Origin of the sequence: Thalassobius sp. MITS945101 (assembly GCF_047123305.1) — a bacterium.
Lineage (GTDB): Bacteria > Pseudomonadota > Alphaproteobacteria > Rhodobacterales > Rhodobacteraceae > Thalassobius.
In genome coordinates this window covers 448,467-462,738 of sequence record NZ_CP138918.1, presented here as the reverse complement: position 1 = coordinate 462,738, position 14,272 = coordinate 448,467, and the positions used below count along the sequence as shown (strand labels likewise).

At 60.8% G+C, this 14,272-nt stretch carries 17 protein-coding genes; 10 read left to right on the top strand and 7 right to left on the bottom strand.

The features are described from left to right. Positions 1-110: 110 nt before the first annotated feature. Positions 111-947, top strand: coding sequence for an AraC family transcriptional regulator (locus tag SIC14_RS02435; RefSeq protein WP_412564258.1), 837 nt, complete (start codon positions 111-113; stop codon positions 945-947). A 57-nt stretch (positions 948-1,004) separates the two neighbouring features. On the opposite strand, the gene SIC14_RS02430 is transcribed toward SIC14_RS02435, so the two are convergent. Next, the gene (locus tag SIC14_RS02430) at positions 1,005-1,964 is read right to left on the bottom strand and encodes an L-malyl-CoA/beta-methylmalyl-CoA lyase (RefSeq protein WP_412564257.1); all 960 of its coding nucleotides are present in this window, start codon (positions 1,962-1,964) and stop codon (positions 1,005-1,007) included. Positions 1,965-2,253: 289 nt separating this feature from the next. On the opposite strand from SIC14_RS02430, the gene dgcN reads away from it, so the two are divergent. Both dgcN and dgcA read left to right on the top strand, forming a co-directional pair. After that, positions 2,254-3,255: an N-acetyltransferase DgcN gene (gene dgcN, locus SIC14_RS02425; protein WP_412564256.1), complete on the top strand. Its 1,002-nt coding sequence runs from the start codon at positions 2,254-2,256 to the stop codon at positions 3,253-3,255. A gap of 80 nt (positions 3,256-3,335) precedes the next feature. After that, complete coding sequence (dgcA, locus tag SIC14_RS02420) at positions 3,336-4,301, top strand: N-acetyl-D-Glu racemase DgcA (protein WP_412564255.1); 966 nt, start codon at positions 3,336-3,338, stop codon at positions 4,299-4,301. 21 nt (positions 4,302-4,322) lie between these two features. Here dgcA and SIC14_RS02415 read toward each other — a convergent pair whose 3' ends face one another. Further along, complete coding sequence (locus SIC14_RS02415; RefSeq protein ID WP_412564254.1) at positions 4,323-4,781, bottom strand: DMT family transporter; 459 nt, start codon at positions 4,779-4,781, stop codon at positions 4,323-4,325. Between the two features lie 107 nt (positions 4,782-4,888). On the opposite strand from SIC14_RS02415, the gene SIC14_RS02410 reads away from it, so the two are divergent. Further along, the gene (locus tag SIC14_RS02410) at positions 4,889-5,752 is read left to right on the top strand and encodes a D-amino-acid transaminase (protein WP_412564253.1); all 864 of its coding nucleotides are present in this window, start codon (positions 4,889-4,891) and stop codon (positions 5,750-5,752) included. A gap of 290 nt (positions 5,753-6,042) precedes the next feature. On the opposite strand, the gene SIC14_RS02405 is transcribed toward SIC14_RS02410, so the two are convergent. The 4 genes from SIC14_RS02405 to SIC14_RS02390 form a co-directional block, all read right to left on the bottom strand. Continuing rightward, on the bottom strand, positions 6,043-6,834 hold the full coding sequence (locus SIC14_RS02405) for a DODA-type extradiol aromatic ring-opening family dioxygenase (RefSeq protein ID WP_412564252.1): 792 nt from the start codon (positions 6,832-6,834) through the stop codon (positions 6,043-6,045). 160 nt (positions 6,835-6,994) lie between these two features. Continuing rightward, on the bottom strand, positions 6,995-7,312 hold the full coding sequence (locus tag SIC14_RS02400; protein ID WP_412564251.1) for a DUF1244 domain-containing protein: 318 nt from the start codon (positions 7,310-7,312) through the stop codon (positions 6,995-6,997). A 20-nt stretch (positions 7,313-7,332) separates the two neighbouring features. Next, positions 7,333-7,677: a 5-carboxymethyl-2-hydroxymuconate Delta-isomerase gene (locus SIC14_RS02395; protein ID WP_412564250.1), complete on the bottom strand. Its 345-nt coding sequence runs from the start codon at positions 7,675-7,677 to the stop codon at positions 7,333-7,335. Positions 7,678-7,707: 30 nt separating this feature from the next. After that, on the bottom strand, positions 7,708-8,448 hold the full coding sequence (locus SIC14_RS02390; RefSeq protein ID WP_412564249.1) for an N-formylglutamate amidohydrolase: 741 nt from the start codon (positions 8,446-8,448) through the stop codon (positions 7,708-7,710). Between the two features lie 132 nt (positions 8,449-8,580). Between SIC14_RS02390 and pyk the strand changes: the two genes are divergently transcribed. From pyk to rplT, 4 genes are all read left to right on the top strand, one after another. After that, positions 8,581-10,029 (top strand): pyruvate kinase, encoded by a 1,449-nt coding sequence (pyk, locus tag SIC14_RS02385; RefSeq protein ID WP_412564248.1) that lies wholly within the window; start codon positions 8,581-8,583, stop codon positions 10,027-10,029. Between the two features lie 44 nt (positions 10,030-10,073). Beyond that, complete coding sequence (locus SIC14_RS02380) at positions 10,074-10,298, top strand: hypothetical protein (RefSeq protein WP_412564247.1); 225 nt, start codon at positions 10,074-10,076, stop codon at positions 10,296-10,298. Between the two features lie 191 nt (positions 10,299-10,489). Further along, positions 10,490-10,690, top strand: coding sequence for a 50S ribosomal protein L35 (rpmI, locus tag SIC14_RS02375; protein WP_412564246.1), 201 nt, complete (start codon positions 10,490-10,492; stop codon positions 10,688-10,690). Between the two features lie 16 nt (positions 10,691-10,706). Next, a complete protein-coding gene (gene rplT, locus SIC14_RS02370; protein WP_412564245.1) occupies positions 10,707-11,069 on the top strand; it encodes a 50S ribosomal protein L20 in 363 nt (120 codons plus the stop codon). Between the two features lie 112 nt (positions 11,070-11,181). Here rplT and SIC14_RS02365 read toward each other — a convergent pair whose 3' ends face one another. Continuing rightward, the gene (locus SIC14_RS02365; protein WP_412564244.1) at positions 11,182-12,132 is read right to left on the bottom strand and encodes an alpha/beta fold hydrolase; all 951 of its coding nucleotides are present in this window, start codon (positions 12,130-12,132) and stop codon (positions 11,182-11,184) included. A 102-nt stretch (positions 12,133-12,234) separates the two neighbouring features. Here SIC14_RS02365 and SIC14_RS02360 point away from each other — a divergent pair, with 102 nt between their 5' ends. Then, a complete protein-coding gene (locus SIC14_RS02360; RefSeq protein ID WP_412564243.1) occupies positions 12,235-12,975 on the top strand; it encodes a helix-turn-helix transcriptional regulator in 741 nt (246 codons plus the stop codon). Between the two features lie 114 nt (positions 12,976-13,089). Beyond that, on the top strand, positions 13,090-14,163 hold the full coding sequence (gene pheS / locus SIC14_RS02355) for a phenylalanine--tRNA ligase subunit alpha (RefSeq protein ID WP_321829848.1): 1,074 nt from the start codon (positions 13,090-13,092) through the stop codon (positions 14,161-14,163). Positions 14,164-14,272 lie beyond the last annotated feature (109 nt).

The following is a 14,272-nucleotide window of genomic DNA, read 5'->3' as shown; positions in this document are numbered from 1 at the left end:
ATTCCCCCGGGATATTTGTGCCAAGAAGAAAACGCTGGGATCGCGCAGGTCAGCAAGACTTGTTCATCGCAGATCGGGCACATCTGCGGTGCGAAATGAAAGAGGGTGGTATGGCCTGTAGCTACGAGGACCGGATCCTGCGGGTGGTGAAATACATCCATGACAATCCGGCGGGCGATCTGTCGCTGGACCGTCTGGCCGACGTGGCGGCGATGTCGCGGTTTCACTGGCATCGTGTTTTTCACGCGATGATGGTGGAAACCTGCGCCGAGATGGTGCGCCGGGTGCGGTTGCATCAGGCCTCCTTGCTGTTGGCGCAGGGCACCGATCCGGTGGCCGAGATTGCCACGCGGGTGGGCTATCCGACGCCACAAAGCTTTGGTCGGGCCTTTCGGGCGGTCTACCGGATGACGCCTCTGGCGTTTCGCAAGCAGGGGGTGCCGCTGGTGGCGCTCCGGCATATGAAACCTGAGGAGTTTAAGGTGTTTGATGTAAAAATTGAGGACCGCGGCGCGCTGCGTCTGGCAGGGCAACACCATGCGGGGTCCTATTTGGGGATCGGCGCGAAGTTTGAGGAACTGGCCGCCACGGCGACCACGCGGGGGTTTTGGGGTCAGACCGTGGCGATGGCGGGGATCTATTTTCATGACCCAGCAGAAGTGCCCGAAGAAGACCTGCGCAGCTTTGCCGGATTTATCCTGAAAGACGAAGCTGCGGTGCCGGAAGGTCTGGAGGAGCTGGGCTATATGGCGGGCCGTGTTGGGGTGCTGACCTTCAAGGGGCCTTATTCCAACATGGCGGAGGCCTATCACTACCTCTACGGCCGCTGGTTGCCGGAAAGTGGGGAGGAGGCCGCGGATGCCGCGCCCTATGAGGTCTATCTGAACTCGCCCGCGGATACGCCAGCTGAAGACCTGCTGACCCAGCTCTGTGTGTTGCTGAAGTGAGCTATCGAACAAAGACGAAAAAGGGCGCCCGAGTGAGGCCCCCTTTGGGATTGGGGGTTAGCTGCCCGCGATCAGCTCAGATTGGGCGACGATGACCTCGGCCTGTTTGATCGAGGCGATGTCGACCAGGCGGCCTTTGTAGACCGTGGCGCCTTCGCCGTTGGCTTTGGCCTGCTCCATTGCCGCAAGAATCTCACGCGCCTCGGACACTGCAGCCTCGGACGGGGTGAAGACCTCATTGGCCAGCGCGATCTGTTTCGGGTGGATCGCCCATTTGCCAACCATGCCCAATGTCGCCGAACGTTTGGCCTGTGCAATATAGCCCTCGTCATCCGAGAAATCGCCAAAGGGACCGTCCACCGGCAGGATGCCGTGGGTGCGGCAGGCGGCAACGATGGCGGCCTGCGCCCAATGCCAGGGATCGGACCAATGTTTCTGGCCGTCGTGCAGCATGTAGTAGTTTTCCTGCGTGCCCCCGATGCCGGTGGTCTGCATGCCCATCGAGGCGGCAAAATCGGCGGCCCCGAGGCTCATGGCCTCCAGCCGGGGCGAGGCGGCGGCGATGGCTTCGACATGGGCGATGCCGGCCGCGGATTCGATGATGACCTCAAAGGAAATGCGTTTGCTGCGGCCCTTGGCGGCTTCAATGGCGGTGACCAGCGCGTCAACCGCGTAGATGTCTTCGGCGCAGCCCACTTTGGGGATCATGATCTGGTCCAGACGGTCACCGGCCTGTTCCAGCAGATCCACAACGTCGCGGTACCAGTAAGGGGTGTCGAGGCTGTTGATCCGTACCGACAGGGTTTTACTGCCCCAGTCGATGGTGTTGATCGCTTCAATGGCATTGGCGCGGGCCATATCCTTGTCCGTGGGGGCCACGGAATCTTCAAGGTCGATGTTGATCACATCCGCAGCCGAGGCGGCCATTTTTGCAAACAACTTGGTGTTGGAAGCCGGGCCGAACAGCTGGCAGCGGTTGGGGCGTGCCGGGGCGGCCGGTTGGAGGCGGAAGCTCATGAGGCGATTCCTTTGGGTAACGAAATTACAGATTTCCTGACTTGAGAGTTATTAAATTGCGTCCCTGATCGCAAGGATATTATGCAGCTGCGGCATTGCGAGTGCAGAGAAATGCGTGAGGCGGTGATTAATTCGCAGGCATAGTGCGAACTTCGAAGATTCTTCAGGCTGTCGTGCACTTTGCGGTGAAAGCTTCGTTTGACGCTAGGTGCCGGTCGCCATTCACGAAGACAATCCCGATACGAATCCATCAAACTGCGCCAGCTAAAAGAAATGAAAGGCCGATACGATGATCAAGACCCCTTATCTGCTGTTTTTGGGTGACGCCCCGGACCAACTGGCTGCGAAAGTGGCCCAGGGTATCAAGGACTGGCGTCCTGAATTTGCAGTGGGCCAGTATCGGATGGAGGGCTGCAAGGCCGACATGGGGCTGCCTGACATGACCCTGGAGGAGGCCAAGGCGGCCGGTGCCAAAACGCTGGTGATTGGTGTCGCCAACCGGGGCGGCGTGATCAGCCAGGCCTGGAAGAAGGTTCTGGTCACCGCGTTGGAAGAGGGTTTTGATCTGGCTTCGGGGCTGCACAACCTGCTGCAGGACGAAGAGGATCTGGTTGCTGTGGCCAAGGCCACTGGTCAGGACCTGCATGATGTGCGGGTGCCAGAAGTGGACTACCCGATTGCCAATGGCAAGAAACGCACCGGCAAACGTCTGCTGGCGGTGGGCACCGACTGTTCGGTGGGCAAGATGTACACCGCGCTTTGTATGGAAAAGGAAATGCGCGCCCGTGGCATGAAGGCCTCGTTCCGTGCGACCGGCCAGACCGGCATCTTGATCACCGGCGACGGTGTGCCGCTGGATGCGGTGATTGCGGATTTCATGGCGGGCTCGATCGAATACATCACCCCCAGCAATGACGCCGATCACTGGGACATCATCGAAGGGCAGGGCAGCCTGTTCCACGTGTCCTACTCGGGCGTGACCATGGCGCTGATCCACGGCGGTCAGCCTGATGCGCTGGTGGTCTGTCATGAGCCGACCCGCGATCACATGCGGGGTCTGCCGGACTATCACCTGCCCAGCTTGGAGGCGGTGCGCGATATGGCGCTGTCGCTGGCCAAGGTCGCCAACCCCGACTGTCAGGTGGTGGGCTATTCGATCAACACCCAGAACATGCCCGAGGATGAAGCCAAGGCCTATTGCGCCAAGGTTGAGGCGGAGCTGGGCCTGCCAGCCACCGACCCGTTCCGCTTTGGTGCGGGAAAACTGGTCGACGCGCTGGAAGCGGTGTGATCTGAGGCTTATAAGGCCGGAGCTCTTGGAGGGCTCCGGGCTTTGAGTATTTTTGGCAAGATGAAATCGGGAGGGGTGGCGTGACCATCACCGTTCAAAAAGACGTCTTTAAACTGGCGCAGGTGTTTACGATCAGCCGGGGCAGCCGGACCGAGGCGCAGGTGCTGACGGTGAAGGTGGAACGCGGTGGCCATGTGGGCTGGGGCGAATGTGTGCCTTATGCGCGTTATGATGAGACCTTGGAGTCCGTCACCGCTGAAATCGAAGGCCTGCCCGCTGATGTGACCCGCGAAGCGTTGCAGGATCTGCTGCCGGCTGGTGCGGCCCGCAACGCGATGGACTGCGCGCTCTGGGATCTGGAGGCGAAACAGGCTGGCAAACGGGTTTGGGAGCTGGCGGGTCTGCCCGCGCCGGAGCCTGAAATCACCGCCTACACCCTGTCGCTGGCCTCGCCTGAGGAGATGCAGAAACAGGCCGCCAAGAACGCCCACCGTCCGCTTTTGAAAATCAAGCTGGGCACGCCCGACGATATGGTTCGCCTTGAGGCCGTGCGCAAAGGCGCGCCCGAAGCGCGGATCATTGTGGACGCCAATGAGGGCTGGAGCGCCGAGGTCTACGCCGATCTGGCCTCGCATCTGGTGCGTCTGGGTGTCGATCTGGTGGAACAGCCTTTGCCAGCCGGTGAAGATGACGCCTTGATCGGTATGGAGCGTCCGGTGCCGGTCTGCGCCGACGAAAGCTGCCATGACCGCACATCGCTGGCGAAGCTGAAGGGCAAATATGATGTGGTGAACATCAAGCTCGACAAAACCGGCGGTTTGACCGAGGCGCTGAAACTGCGCGCGGCGGCATTGGCCGAGGGTTATGAGGTGATGGTGGGCTGTATGGTCGGATCGTCCCTTGCGATGGCCCCGGCAACCTTGGTGGCGCAGGGTGCGATGGTGACCGATCTGGACGGGCCGCTGCTGCTGGCCGAAGACCGTGAGACGCCGTTGACGTTTGACGCGGCCGGCGTGCACGGACCCGACGCGGCGCTTTGGGGTTAACCTTGCGTGCTGGGCCGCGGCTCAGCCGCGGCCTGCGATCTGGGTCAGGAACACACCGGCCCCCATGACAGCAATGCCTGCAATGCGGGTGGCTGTTAGCGGGTGCTGTGCCGCCCCAAACAGGCCGAAGTGGTCAATCAGCGCGGCCGAGATCAACTGGCCGATCAGCACAAAGAACACCGCGTTGCCGACCCCGAAACTCGGCGCGACCCAGGTGATCGATAGAACGTAGAAGGCCACCAGACAGCCGGCGAAAAACAGATGGGGTGGCGCGCTCAGCGCCCCTTTCAGCGAGGCGCCAGAGGTGGCAGATGCAATGAGGAACACGATTAGGGTGGTCGAGAGTGCCACGATGAACAGGATCACCCCCGCCGCAATTGGCGAGCCGAGCCGCTGACCCAACGCCGCGTTCAGGGCTGCCAGAACAGGAATGCCGATCCCGGCGACCAACATGATCAGGGCGGAGTGTGTCGCAGGCATCTAAGCTTCCCCTTTGTGGAATTTGCCGTTAGGCCGATATCCAAAGCCAAAACAGGAGTGTGACCAGACGTCAATTGCCGACGCAGCGTCCAAGACAGGAGAACCGCATGACCCGTACCGTATTTGTTAATGGCGACTATCTGCCCGAGACCGAAGCCACGGTGTCGATCTTTGATCGCGGGTTCCTGATGGCGGATGGCGTCTATGAGGTGACCAGTGTGCTGGGTGGCAAGCTGATCGATTTTGACGGTCACTTGAAACGTCTGGAACGGTCGTTGGATGAGCTGGATATGGCGAAGCCTGCGGAATTTGGCGACCTGCTCGAGATCCACCGCAAGCTGGTGGAACTGAACGGCATCGAAGAGGGTATGATCTATCTGCAGGTGACCCGGGGCGCGCCCGGCGACCGTGACTTTGTCTTCCCCGACGCCGAAGAAACCCGTCCAACCCTGGTGCTGTTCACCCAGAACAAACCCGGTCTGGCCGACAGCCCGGCCGCCAAGACCGGCATCAAGGTGATCTCGATCGAGGACATCCGCTGGGGCCGTCGTGACATCAAAACCGTGCAGCTGCTTTACCCGTCGATGGGCAAGATGATGGCCAAGAAAGCTGGCTGTGATGACGCATGGCTGGTGGAAGAGGGCAAGGTGACCGAGGGCACCTCGAACAACGCATATATCGTCAAAGACGGCAAGATCATCACCCGCGCGCTGAGCAATGACATCCTGCATGGCATCACCCGTGCCGCCGTATTGCGCTTCGCCCGTGAGGCCCAGATGGAAGTGGTGGAGCGCAGCTTTACCATCGAGGAAGCGCAATCCGCGGATGAAGCGTTCGTCACCTCGGCCTCGACCTTTGTGATGCCGGTGGTGGAGCTGGACGGTGCCGCGATTGGGGGGGGTGAAGTGGGCCCCGTGGCCAAACGCCTGCGTGAGATCTACCTGGACGAAAGCCTGAAGGCTGCGATCTGACGATTCCCTTTGTGATCCTTCGGAACGGCCCCCGCGTGGGGCCGTTTTGCGTTCTGATTTTGGTGGCGTGGGTCTTGGGATCAAAAAGTAATCAGTCAAACCGAGGGCTTGTGGCGAGTTGGGGTTCTGATGCGCTGTCATAGGTTGAAGATTCTGCGCCGCAGCGCTAAGCTGACCTTCAGGGTTGGCCCTGTTTTTCTTAAGTCATTTGTTTGTGTATTGCCATTCCCCGCCCCTGCGCAATTTTGGGTGCGCAGGGGCAATTGGGCGCCGTTGGCACCTGCAGAGCCTCACCCAAATCGGAAGCTCGACGCGGTCACCCCGCCAAAGATCATCTTCTGATGATAGGTCACCTCGGCCTTGTCCTGTTCCGATGCCCCCAAGATGGCAAAGAGCGGCGCCAGATGGTCCTCTTTCTTGTGGCTCACGCGGGCAAAGGGGGCCTGTTCCCAATTCAGGATCGCAGAGCGGCGCACCTCGGGCGGCAATTGCAGCGCCTGCTGCAGCCATTGGTCAAACCCTTCGGAGGGCTCGCGCGCTTCGGGGCCAAAGAGGCGCAGGTTGTGGTAGCTGAGGCCGGACCCGATGATCAGCACGCCATCGTCGCGCAACGGGGCCAGGGCGCGGCCCATTTCCCAATGGGCAGCCGGGTCATAGCCATGCTGCAAGGACACCTGAAACAGCGGCACATCCGCCTCGGGGAACAGCAGTGACATCGGCACGAAGGTGCCGTGGTCATAGCCCTGGGTGTCGTCCAGCCGGGTAGGTAGACCTGCTCGGTGCAGGCGCTGGGCCACATCTTCGGCCAGCTCCGGGGCGCCGGGGGCAGGATAGCGCACCTCATAGGTTTCCGGCGGGAAACCACTGTAATCATAGACCATCGGCGGGCGTTTGCAGTGTTGGACAGCAAAGCTCTCGGTCTCCCAATGGCCCGAGATCATCAGCACGGCTTTGGGTTTCTGTTGCAGGCTGTCCGCCAGTGCGCGGTAAGACGCCGCCAATGGGGCAAACTCAGCCGCCATCTGCGGCACCCAGGGCCAGGGCCCGCCGCCATGCGAGATAAAGTGGGTGGGAAGGGGCATCTTGGCCTCCTGCATTTATTGCGTTGAGGTCAAGGTAAGTCTGTTCCTCTGCGCAGAAAACGCAGGTTTCATCACAGAATATGTGCAGCTTTGCAGGGGCACGCCTGAAACACAAAAGAGGCCGTGTGGGCGGCCTCCTTCAATTCCGATTGCGCGGGTCTCACCCCTTATCTTCACCAACATTTTCGGCAAATGCCTTTTTGAACTCTGCCTGCTTTTCAGGGCTGGCGTCGGTCTGATAGTTGGCTTTCCATTCGTCCATGGTCATGCCGTAGTAGATCTCGCGCGCTTCGTTTTTGGACATCTCGATGCCACGCTCATTGGCGGCTTCCTGATACCAACGGCTGAGGCAGTTGCGGCAGAAACCGGCGAGGTTCATCATGTCGATGTTCTGAACGTCGGTGCGTTTTTCCATCAGATGTTCACGCAGGGTGCGGAAGGCGGCGGCTTCAAGCTCGATACGGGTTTGATCGTCCATTGGTCTCTCCTTGGATCGTGTCACAGGACACGTTTGGCATAGGATGCGCCGTGCATTTCGACCACCTCAACGGTGAGGCTGCCGGTCTCGGGCAGGTGTTTTGCCAGAACCTCTAGCACAGATTGGGTCAGATGGGACTTGGTCGCGTCGTCGCGCCCCGGCAGCAGGCGCAGGGTGGCATGGGCAAAGCTTTGCGGCGCGGTGCCGATCACCGCAAAGGGCTGCGGGCGGGCGCGGACTTTCAAGGTGGCGGCATTGGGGATGGCCGGTTCCTGCGCCAGTTTGTCAAACACAGCCTGACAGAGGGCGGTCATATCTGCGCTGTCTTCCAGACCGGCGGAAAAATCAATCACAACATGGGGCATGGGGGCTCCTTTTAGGGGGGCACGCGCGTATCAAACGCCGCTGCGGGCCAGAGTTTCTTTCAGGATCGGCGCCAGACGCTGGCCCCACTGGGCCTGCTGGTCGGCGTGCTCGATCAGATCATTGCGGATCTCGATCAGCGCGTTGGGCCGATTGTGTGCGGTGGCATGGGTGTCGATCGCATCGCCGGGCAGATAGCCGGTGTAGGGTTCATTGTCGCCCACACAAAGGTCCTTCTCTTCCTCCAACCGGGCAATCAGCGGCTGAGCATACCGCCCATCCTCGGCCCAGAGTACACCGATATGCCAAGGACGTGGGGCACGGCCCTGCAACTGCGGTGTAAAGGAATGCATCGAGATGATCACCGTATCCTCACGCCGCACCGCCAGTTCGGCCAGGGCTGCGTGATAGGGGCGGTAACAGGCGTCCAGACGCCGCTCCAGCTCTGCCGCGTCCGCGTGGCGGTTGGCGGGGATGATGGTGCCGTCATATAGCTTCATCAGCAGGGTGGGATCATCGTCACCGCGGTTTGGATCGATCACCAGACGGGAAAAATCCGACAGGATGGCGGGGCATCCCAGTGCATCAGCCAGCGCCCGTGTCACCCCGGCGGCGCCAACGTCATAGGCGATGTGGCGGTTCATATCACCGGCCCCCAGCCCCAGTTCGCCCCCGTTCACAAAGGGCGGAACGGTGTTGGTGGCATGGTCACAGGTGATGAGAAAACGAGAGCTGCGGTCGGTCCCGTGAATATGGAAGGGCTGGTAGGTCATGAAACTTTCACTTGGTTTAAAAACGCTCTATGCCACTTTGCGCGTGATTGGAATTGTTTCTGCCGTACCACATGCGTATAAGGCAGCTGAGTTAGCGGTAACATCAACCTGCTAGAAGGGGATTTGATCCATATGAGACGCTTTCGCAATGTGAAAATCGTGGCCACCCTTGGCCCGGCCTCCAGCGACTATGAAACCATCCGGGCGCTGCACGAAGCCGGTGCCGACGTATTCCGCCTGAACATGAGCCACGGCGATCACGAAGAAATTCGCGAACGTCACGCGATCATCCGTCAGGTTGAGAAAGACCTGAACAACCCGGTTGGCATCCTGGCCGACCTGCAAGGCCCGAAGCTGCGGGTTGGGGTGTTTGCCAATGAGGCCGAAGAGCTGGAAAACGGCGCGGCGTTCCGTCTGGATCTGGACGACACGCCTGGCGACGTGACCCGCGTGTGCCTGCCCCACCGCGAGATCTTTGCCGCATTGGAAGTGGGCACCACCCTGCTGGTGAACGACGGCAAGATCCGCCTGAAGGTCACCGCCTGTGGCTCTGATTTTGCGGACACCGAAGTGATTGCCGGTGGCACGATTTCCAACCGCAAGGGTGTGAATGTGCCGGACGTGGTTCTGCCGGTGGCGGCGCTTTCGGAGAAGGATAAGAAAGACCTCGAGTTTGTCTGCCAACTGGGTGTCGACTGGCTGGCGCTGAGCTTTGTGCAGCGGCCTGAGGATGTCTGGGAAGCCCGCGCGCTGGCCGATGGCCGTGCCGCCATCCTGTCGAAAATCGAAAAGCCTGCAGCTGTGCATGCCTTTGAGGACATCCTGGAAGTTTCGGATGGGATCATGGTGGCACGTGGTGATCTGGGTGTGGAACTGCCGGTGCAGAACGTACCGCCGATCCAGAAACGCCTGATCCGCAAATGCCGCAAGGCGGCCAAACCGGTGATCGTTGCCACCCAGATGTTGGAATCGATGATCGAATCGCCGATGCCGACACGGGCTGAGGTTTCGGATGTGGCGACGGCGATCTACGAAGGCGCGGATGCCATCATGCTGAGCGCGGAATCGGCGGCGGGTGACTTCCCGATTGAGGCCGTGACCACGATGAACAACGTGGCCGAAGAGGTAGAGCGCGACGCCACCTACACTGAAATCATCGAGGCGAGCCGCACCGCAGACCGTAAAACGGTTGCGGATGGTATTGTGGCCGCAGCGCGTGAGATCGCGGAAACCACGGATATTAAAGCGATCTGCTGCTTCTCGCAATCGGGCAACACGGCGCTGCTGGTGTCGCGTGAACGTCCGCGGGTGCCGATCATCGCGCTGACCCCGCTGCGCGACACGGCGCGGCGTCTGGCGCTGAGCTGGGGCACCGATTGTGTGGTCATCAGCGGGGATGTGGACCGGTTCAAACAGGCTGTGGTCAACGCGGCCCGGGCGGCGCGTATGGGCGGCTATGCCACCGAGGATGATCAGATCCTGGTCACCGCCGGTGTGCCGTTCAATGTGCCGGGCAGCACCAACATCCTGCGGGTGGCGCCCTGCGCAGAGCGTTTGATTTACGCCACCGATCCGGAATAAACTGCTCTGCAAACCCAAAAGGTTAAGGGGGCGGAGGAAAGACAATGCAAGCTGATCTGATCATGGTTTTGGGTGTGATGATCATCTTCTTTGCGGTCCCCGCCTTTGTCTCGGCCTGGAGCGATCGAGAAGCGCCGCGGTTTGCGGCGCTTTTTGCCTTTATCGGGGCGGCCTTGTGTTTCTATGCCACCACGGTGAAGCCTGGCGGTTTCCCTCTGTCGGATGTGCCGATGGCATTTGTGAATGTGGTGGCGCAAATCCTGCGTTGAAAGTGGGGGATTTCGGGCACTGAAACCGCGGAAACTGCCGAAATGCTCTGAATTGGCTTCTGGCCTTGCAAAACAGGGCAGAATCCCTCTTGTCAGCCCTCAAAATCCCGCCTATAGCAGCGGCCTGTCTGCGCGGCCGGCCATCTGGCATGCCGAGTCGCGTGTAATCGTACAAAGACTAGGAGACGAAAATGCCTAAGATGAAGACCAAGTCGAGCGCCAAGAAGCGCTTCAAGGTAACTGCCTCCGGCAAGGTTATCGCAGGTCAGGCCGGCAAACGCCACGGCATGATCAAACGTACCCGTAAATTCATCCGCGACGCTCGCGGCACCACCACGCTGTCGGCTCCCGACGCCAAAACCGTCAAGGGCTACATGCCCTACGACCGCTAAGTAGAGGAGAGCTGATATGTCCCGCGTAAAAGGTGGTACCACGACTCACGCCCGCCACAAGAAGGTTATCAAGGCAGCAAAAGGCTATTACGGCCGCCGCAAGAACACCTTCAAGGTCGCCCGTCAGGCCGTTGACAAGGCGAATCAGTACGCAACCCGTGACCGGAAGGCGCGTAAGCGTAACTTCCGCGCGCTGTGGATCCAGCGTATCAACGCTGCTGTCCGCTCGCACGACGAGGCGCTGACATACTCGCGCTTCATCAACGGTCTGGGCCTGGCTGGCATCGAAGTAGACCGTAAAGTACTGGCCGACCTGGCCGTACACGAGCCTGAAGCGTTCGGCGCAATTGTCGAAAAAGCAAAGGCCGCGCTGGCGTAAGCCAGGCAACGGTTTGAAGATTGAAAGGCGGTGCCGCAGGGCGCCGCCTTTTTCTTTGGTTGCGATGTATTGGGGGGGCTGGCGTCTGTCGCAGAGCCAGCCCGCGTTTTTTTTACGCAGCCATGGCGTCTTGCTGGGCCAACCAGTTCAGGATCGCTGCGGTCAGGGCCTCGGGGTTTTCCTGTGCGATCCAATGGCCGCAATCCAGGGTCAGGGTTTCAGCCTTCGGCACGTAGTCGGTAAGCCGTTCAAACGGTGGGATCACATCCCGCGCGCCGTAGATCATCAACGCAGGATGAGGCAGGATCGGGTCCACATCTTTTAGCAGGTGCCAGTTGCGGTTCAGATTGCGATACCAGTTGATGCAACTGGTAAAACCCGAGGCCTCAAACGCCTGCGTGTAGATCGTTAGATCGGCCTGCGACAACAGCGGCTTGCCCGGCGCAGTGTCGGCCTGGGCCAGATCCATCATCATCATGCCCGGAGCGGGCGGGGCAGGGGGAACATCCTTGCGGAAGAGGTTGCTCAGGAATCGTTCTGTATTGGCCTCCAGCACTGCATCCGCGACGCCGGGCTGGCGGTTGAAATGGACAAAATAGTAATCCGGCCCCAGAAATTGCTCCATCATTTCGATCCACGGCATCGGGCCGCGTTCCTGATAGGGCAGGCTGAGGTTGATCAGCTTGCTGACACGGGTCGGGTGCAGCAGGGCCATGCCCCAGACCACCATCGCCCCCCAGTCATGGCCCACAAAGGTCGCCTGATCGTAGCCGTAGTGGTCTAGCAGCGCCGCCAGATCGCCGGTCAGATGGGCAATGTCATAGGCCGTCACCTCGGTCGGACGTGAGGAATTGCCGTAGCCCCGCTGGTTGGGGGCAATCACGTGGTAGCCAGCGGCGACCAGCGCGGGGATCTGGTGGCGCCAGGAATAGGCCAATTCGGGCCAGCCGTGACACAGCACGATTGGATTGCCGGTGTTTTCGCGGCTGGCCTCGAAGACCTCCAGCGAGATGCCGTTGACCTGAATCATGTTGGGGGAGGGGAAATCAGTCGGGGTGTGCATTGTTCATTACCTTGGTTGCGTTGCGCCTTGTTGAAAGGCGTGGCAGTGGGGTAAATCGGAATGGTGCCAAAATTTGGCACTTTTGTTTGGCAGGATCGCAGAATGCATGTGAGACACCGACAAGAGGCGCTGGTGCGCCATCTGCGCCGCAATGGCAGCGCCACGATCGCAGAACTGGCGGCGGAGGTCGCGGCCTCGCGCCGGACCATCCTGCGTGACCTGAACGCGCTGCGCGATGAGGGCTTTGTAATCCATGCCGAACCCGGGCGCGGTGGCGGGGTGCAGCTGGATCCGCAATCGGTGCAGACCACCGCGCGGCTTTCCGTGACCGAGGTCTTTGCCCTGTTGATCAGCGTGGCCTCGATGCGGGCGGCGGGCAATCTGCCGTTTACCGGGCTGGCCGATGCGGGGCTGGCCAAGATCGAACGGTCACTACCTGCCGACAAGCTGCGCGATCTGCGCCGGTTCCTTGATTGCCTTTACGTGGGCACGCTGGCACCTGCCGTGGACACCTCCAACATGGGAGAGATGACGCCGGAACTGCTGCCCGCCTTTGAAACCGCGTTCCTGCAGCGGCAGATGCTGGCGTTTCACTACCGCGATGCCTATGGCGCCGAGACGGAGCGGATGGTGGAGCCGCAGGCAATGCTGATTCTGCCACCGCTGTGGTATCTGGTGGCCTGGGATCCGCTGCGCGAGGATTTCCGCCATTTCCGCATGGACCGCATCCGCAGCCCCGAAGCGCAAGAGGGCACCCAATTCCGTCGCCGTCACGTGACCTTCGACGCCGGCGTGCGGCCTGTGGGGTCGACTGGGCAGGCGGGTCCGACCTCCTCAAGCTGACATTGGGCTTCTCAGGTCACATCTGGCCGCAACACGGTGGCCCATTCCCCGCCCAACCCTTGCGTTTTAGGGCGCTGCTCGGTAGCAGGGGCGTAACGGAATTGGAGGGGTCGGATGGACGATCTGAAACAGAAATACCTCAGCGCAATTGCCGATGCAGGCGATGAGGCCGCACTGGAAGACCTGCGGGTGCAGGCGGTGGGCAAAAAGGGCGAGGTCAGCCTGAAGATGCGCGAGCTGGGCAAGATGACGCCCGAAGAGCGCCAGGTGGCAGGCCCGGCGCTGAACGCGCTGAAGGATGAGATCAACTCGGCCCTGGCCGCCAAGAAAGCCGCGCTGGCGGATGCCGCGCTGGAAGAGCGTCTGCGCACCGAATGGCTGGATGTGACCCTGCCTGGCCGGACCGAGCGCCGTGGCACCATCCACCCGATTTCGCAGGTCAGCGAAGAGATCGCTGCGATCTTTGCCAATCTGGGCTTTGCCGTGGCCGAAGGCCCGCAGATTGAGACCGATTGGTACAACTTCGACAGCCTGAACATCCCGCCGCATCACCCCGCGCGGCAGGAGTTTGACACCTTTTACATGAACCGTGCCGAAGGCGACGACCGTCCGCCGCATGTGCTGCGCACCCACACCTCGCCGGTGCAGACCCGTGCGATGGAAAAGCAGGGCGCGCCGATCCGCGTGATTGCGCCGGGTCGTGTGTACCGCTCGGACTATGACCAGACCCACACGCCGATGTTCCACCAGGTTGAGGGCCTCTGCATCGACAAGGATGTGTCGATGGCGAACCTTAAGTGGGTGCTGGAAGAGTTCTTTGCCGCGTTTTTCGAGATTGATGGCATCAAGACCCGTTTCCGCGCCTCGCACTTCCCCTTTACCGAGCCGTCGGCAGAGGTGGATATCCAGTGTTCCTGGGTTGATGGCCAGCTGAAGATCGGTGAAGGCGACGACTGGATGGAGGTGCTGGGCTCCGGCATGGTGCATCCCAAGGTGCTGGAAGCGGCCGGTGTGAACCCCGATGAATGGCAAGGTTTTGCCTTTGGCATGGGGATCGACCGTCTGGCGATGCTGAAATACGGCATCCCCGATCTGCGCGCCTTCTTTGACAGCGACCTGCGCTGGCTGCGCCACTACGGCTTTGCCTCGCTGGACGTGCCGACCCTGCACGGGGGCCTGTCGCGGTGATCCGTAATCTGTGGATGCGCGAGGCGTTAGCCTCGCATCGCACCCGACCCGCCCCCATGGGCGGGTGCGATTGCACCCACCCCGGGCCGGGCGCGATGCTTTGGGCCCT

What these genes read in the sequence shown, in the direction of transcription:
- SIC14_RS02410 (WP_412564253.1), top strand. Translation starts at nt 4,889, where the DNA reads ATGACCCGTACCGTATTTGTTAATGGCGACTATCTGCCCGAGACCGAA.
- SIC14_RS02400 (WP_412564251.1), bottom strand. Translation starts at nt 7,312, where the DNA reads ATGGACGATCAAACCCGTATCGAGCTTGAAGCCGCCGCCTTCCGCACC.
- SIC14_RS02415 (WP_412564254.1), bottom strand. Translation starts at nt 4,781, where the DNA reads ATGCCTGCGACACACTCCGCCCTGATCATGTTGGTCGCCGGGATCGGC.
- SIC14_RS02435 (WP_412564258.1), top strand. Translation starts at nt 111, where the DNA reads ATGGCCTGTAGCTACGAGGACCGGATCCTGCGGGTGGTGAAATACATC.
- SIC14_RS02360 (WP_412564243.1), top strand. Translation starts at nt 12,235, where the DNA reads ATGCATGTGAGACACCGACAAGAGGCGCTGGTGCGCCATCTGCGCCGC.
- SIC14_RS02365 (WP_412564244.1), bottom strand. Translation starts at nt 12,132, where the DNA reads ATGCACACCCCGACTGATTTCCCCTCCCCCAACATGATTCAGGTCAAC.
- SIC14_RS02380 (WP_412564247.1), top strand. Translation starts at nt 10,074, where the DNA reads ATGCAAGCTGATCTGATCATGGTTTTGGGTGTGATGATCATCTTCTTT.
- pheS (WP_321829848.1), top strand. Translation starts at nt 13,090, where the DNA reads ATGGACGATCTGAAACAGAAATACCTCAGCGCAATTGCCGATGCAGGC.
- SIC14_RS02395 (WP_412564250.1), bottom strand. Translation starts at nt 7,677, where the DNA reads ATGCCCCATGTTGTGATTGATTTTTCCGCCGGTCTGGAAGACAGCGCA.
- dgcN (WP_412564256.1), top strand. Translation starts at nt 2,254, where the DNA reads ATGATCAAGACCCCTTATCTGCTGTTTTTGGGTGACGCCCCGGACCAA.
- rpmI (WP_412564246.1), top strand. Translation starts at nt 10,490, where the DNA reads ATGCCTAAGATGAAGACCAAGTCGAGCGCCAAGAAGCGCTTCAAGGTA.
- pyk (WP_412564248.1), top strand. Translation starts at nt 8,581, where the DNA reads ATGAGACGCTTTCGCAATGTGAAAATCGTGGCCACCCTTGGCCCGGCC.
- rplT (WP_412564245.1), top strand. Translation starts at nt 10,707, where the DNA reads ATGTCCCGCGTAAAAGGTGGTACCACGACTCACGCCCGCCACAAGAAG.
- SIC14_RS02430 (WP_412564257.1), bottom strand. Translation starts at nt 1,964, where the DNA reads ATGAGCTTCCGCCTCCAACCGGCCGCCCCGGCACGCCCCAACCGCTGC.
- SIC14_RS02405 (WP_412564252.1), bottom strand. Translation starts at nt 6,834, where the DNA reads ATGCCCCTTCCCACCCACTTTATCTCGCATGGCGGCGGGCCCTGGCCC.
- SIC14_RS02390 (WP_412564249.1), bottom strand. Translation starts at nt 8,448, where the DNA reads ATGACCTACCAGCCCTTCCATATTCACGGGACCGACCGCAGCTCTCGT.